Below are 3709 nucleotides of genomic sequence, written 5' to 3' on the forward strand. Positions count from 1 at the left end.
TCCTCGTACTGGGCGTACTTGGATGAGTCCGACAACGCAGCGAGGGTGCGTGCCAGGCGTCGCGGGCCAGGCGGGACTTTCGCAACACGCCCTAGTTCTTCTGCCGGTGCCGCCGTGATCCGCGGCGGGAGCCGGAATGATGGGTGGCTTTGGCCAACGAGGGTTCGGTGACCAAAGCCGCGGGCGTGTTGCCCATGTCGCAGTCGGCGTTGACCCATCAGATCGCGTCGTTGGAACGGGAGTTGGGCGTGCCCGTTGGCGGAGCGGCGTGCGTCGCCTGGCGGCGAGGGCTGCCCGAGGTCGACGCCGCAGCCGGCACCCGGGCACGGGCCGAGGAACCCGTCAGGGTCGGCCGGCCTCAGCTCGTGGGCTTGGACCGCGTCGTCCACCTGCTGACTGCAGAAGCGAGGTCACAGACGGCCGAAGGAGTGATAGAGCGCGCGGGCACGCGCGGTGTCGATGGGCCCGGACTCGGACAGATGCAGGAAGTGGTTCAACTGCCACGTCTGCGTGTTGCGGGCTTGGCGGTTGGTGGTTGTCACCCACGGCGGGTAGACGCGGAACGCCCTTTTCCCGCCGGAACCGTTCCTTGACACGATGTCCCGTTCACAGAGCACGTCCCGCGGAAACACGAACTGACCGAACCGCCGGCCTTCGCGACTGCTGATGACGAACAGATCAACGGGATCCTCAGCATCGAAGGGCTGGATCGGCCCGCCCGGGGACCTCTTCCACACCGTGACGAACTGACCGACCTTCTTCGGGGTTGTCCTGGCCACACGGAACCTGACCGAGAAGCCGTCCAGCGTGAACTCGCATGCCCCGTACTCGGCGCTCTCCGCTTCAGGCACCGGCCGGGAACACGCGAACCCACTCGGGCCGTACACCAGCTCCTTCGCCACCAACAGGTCACCGGGGATCCCGGCCTCGCCCGGCCAAGGCCCGGGATCACGGGCGCCGAGCCCCGAAGGGACGTCACGTTCCATCGCCATGCTCGCATCCTGTCACCACCAGCTATCGAACACATAATCGATCACGGCCTGTCGAGCCGGCTCGTCGTGGGCGACTGCAGTGCCATCACAGCGGGTCGAGCTCGCACTAACCAGTAAAAGTCTCTTGACTGGTTAGGTTTGATATGGTCGACTGGCTTCATAACCGGTCAAGCTTGATAGAGAGGTTAGTGGAATGACTCCCGCAGTCCATCACCGCACGGTCGCCGTCAACGGCCTCGAGGTCTTCTACCGGGAGGCCGGTGACCCTGACGCGCCCGCCGTGGTGCTGCTCCACGGCTTCCCGACCAGCTCGCACATGTTCCGCCACCTCATCCCGGCGCTCGCCGACCGGTACCACGTCATCGCTCCCGACCACATCGGGTTCGGACAGTCGGCGATGCCCGCCGTGCAGGACTTCCCCTACACCTTCGACGCCCTCGCCGAGGTCACCTCCGGCCTGCTGCGGCAGCTGGGTGTCGACCGGTTCGCGATGTACGTGCAGGACTACGGCGCCCCCATCGGCTGGCGCCTCGCGCTCCAGGCCCCGGATCGCATCACCGCGATCATCACGCAGAACGGCAACGCCTACGTCGAGGGCTTCGTCAAGCCTTTCTGGGACGGCGTCTTCGCCTACACCCAGGCACCCGGGCCGGACACCGAAGCTCCCATGCGGGGCGCCCTGACCGCCGAGATCACCCGCTGGCAGTACGTGAACGGAGTCGCCGACCCCAGCCTCGTCAGCCCCGACAACTGGGTTCACGACCAGGCGCTGCTGGACCGGCCCGGCAACGACGAGATCCAGCTCAAGCTCTTCCGCGACTACCCCACCAACGTGGACCTCTACCCGCACGTCCACCAGTACTTCCGCGACTCCCAGGTCCCGCTGCTTGCGGTCTGGGGCGCCAACGACGAGATCTTCGGCCCCGCGGGCGCGGAGGCGTTCGGCACAGACCTGCCCGACGCCGAGATCCACCTGCTCGAGTCCGGGCACTTCGCCCTGGAGAGCCACCTCGAGACCATCACCCAGCACATCCGCGACTTCCTCGGCCGCGTCCTCGTCTGACCGCACCCGGAAGGAACACACCATGGGACTGTCCTGGCAGCAGGGCCCTCTTTCCACGGCCGCGGTCGGACACTTCCTCACCCCCGAACCCCTGCCGCAGCGCCTGCTGTTCGCCGAGCGACTGCGCCGCCGCATGCGCGTGAAGTTCGACGACACGTGGATCGCCGACAGCGAGAACGTGATCCTGCTGCACGAGCCGGGCCGCTACCCCGTCGCCTACTTCCCCCGCGAGGACGTGGACCCACAGGTCCTGGCCGCGAGCGGCAAGGTCACCCGGCACAAGGACCTCGGCGACACCAACTGGTACGCGGTGCACGCCGGTGACCGCACCACCGAACGTGCCGCCTGGGAGTTCACCGCGCTGCCCGAACACGCCGCCGAGCTCCAAGGCCGCATCGCTTTCGCGTGGCGCGCCATGGACGCCTTCTACGAGGAAGACGAACGCATCCTGGGACATGCCGCGGACCCGTACCACAGCATCGACATCCGCAACACCTCACGGAACCTGGAAGTCCGCCTGGGCGACACCGTGGTGGCCCGCTCCGAACACCCGGTCGTGCTCTACGAGTCCGGATTCGCCCCGCGCTGGTACGTCCCGCGCGCCGACATCGACGAGACCCGGCTGCGCCCCGTCGAAGGTCAGACCTTCTGCCCCTACAAGGGCCTGTGCGACTACTACGCCATCGGCGACGTGAACCGCGCCGCCTGGTCGTACCGCAACGCGTACGAGGAGGTCGGAAGGATCGGCGACATGGTGTCGTTCGAGCCGGACCAGGTCGAGGTCCACCTCGACGGCAAGCGCCTGGAAATCGATCCCGGGCAGAACGTCGTCCCCCACGGTGTCGACCGTGGACTGGACGTCGACGAAGTCAGGGCCCGCTGACCCCTGGCGCCGCGGACCGGGACGCCGCCCGCGAACTGCTCTGGCGCCTTCGTCCGGCACCCCCGGATCGCCCAGGTCCGGGCCGACTCCACCTACGCCGACCGGCTTCCCACCTGGGCCGAGACTGCTGCGCAACACCCTCAGGACCGTCTCCCGGCGGCCGTTCGCGGAGCGCCAGCGGCGAAGGCCGGAGGCTCCGCCACTGGACAGAGTCGTCTGTCCGGGTTTCGCTGTATATATGCCGCATTTGATGAGCGGTCGTGCGGCAGGAAAGCGGCCGGGTCCCGATTGTGCGCGGTACGCATCGGGGCCCGGCACGCTGCGTGAGGAGCCGTACCGGGTGCGCTACGGCGACGGTCATGTGACCGGGATCCTCCCCGGTGCGGCTGTGTCGTTGACGCCTTCGCGCATCAGGTTCTCCCGGATACGGACCGAAGCGGGCCATGTCTCCGCGTTGTGGTCCCTGACCTGTTCTGTTCGCCCCGTACATATGGGTGGTGGTGACCGTGGAACGACAGGCGGTGTCGGTCGAGGTGATCCCGGACGGCTATGTGGTGTCGTGCCCGGGCATGGACGTGGTCGGGCGCGGGCAGACGGAGTCCGACGCGTGGCGGGACTTCTGGGCCGCGGTGCGTGCGGACGGGCAGCCGCCCAGGAAAGCGACGCTCCCGGCGCTGGGCGGGCGGCTGCCGCCGCGCCGGGCGAGGCGGCTGCGAGTGCGCACGATCCGGGTGCGGGACTTGTTCGGCTGAGCGTGCGAAGGTCCGTCCC

At 68.1% G+C, this 3709-nt stretch carries 4 protein-coding genes and 1 pseudogene; 4 read left to right on the top strand and 1 reads right to left on the bottom strand.

Annotated elements, in window-relative coordinates:
* Positions 1-143: 143 nt before the first annotated feature.
* Positions 144-242, top strand: a pseudogene (locus tag ACWGI8_RS41400) (helix-turn-helix domain-containing protein); the annotation flags it as partial.
* A gap of 168 nt (positions 243-410) precedes the next feature.
* On the opposite strand, the gene ACWGI8_RS41405 reads toward ACWGI8_RS41400, so the two are convergent.
* A complete protein-coding gene (locus tag ACWGI8_RS41405) occupies positions 411-986 on the bottom strand; it encodes a MepB family protein (RefSeq protein ID WP_453668615.1) in 576 nt (191 codons plus the stop codon).
* 199 nt (positions 987-1185) lie between these two features.
* Here ACWGI8_RS41405 and ACWGI8_RS41410 point away from each other — a divergent pair, with 199 nt between their 5' ends.
* The 3 genes from ACWGI8_RS41410 to ACWGI8_RS41420 all read left to right on the top strand — a co-directional run bounded on the left by ACWGI8_RS41410 (position 1186) and on the right by ACWGI8_RS41420 (position 3690).
* On the top strand, positions 1186-2055 hold the full coding sequence (locus ACWGI8_RS41410; RefSeq protein WP_453668612.1) for an alpha/beta fold hydrolase: 870 nt from the start codon (positions 1186-1188) through the stop codon (positions 2053-2055).
* Positions 2056-2077: 22 nt separating this feature from the next.
* Entirely contained in the window at positions 2078-2938 is an 861-nt protein-coding gene (locus ACWGI8_RS41415; protein WP_453668613.1) for a DUF427 domain-containing protein, read from the top strand.
* A gap of 506 nt (positions 2939-3444) precedes the next feature.
* Entirely contained in the window at positions 3445-3690 is a 246-nt protein-coding gene (locus tag ACWGI8_RS41420) for a hypothetical protein (protein ID WP_453668614.1), read from the top strand.
* Positions 3691-3709 lie beyond the last annotated feature (19 nt).

The organism is Streptomyces sp. NPDC054841 (assembly GCF_053611045.1).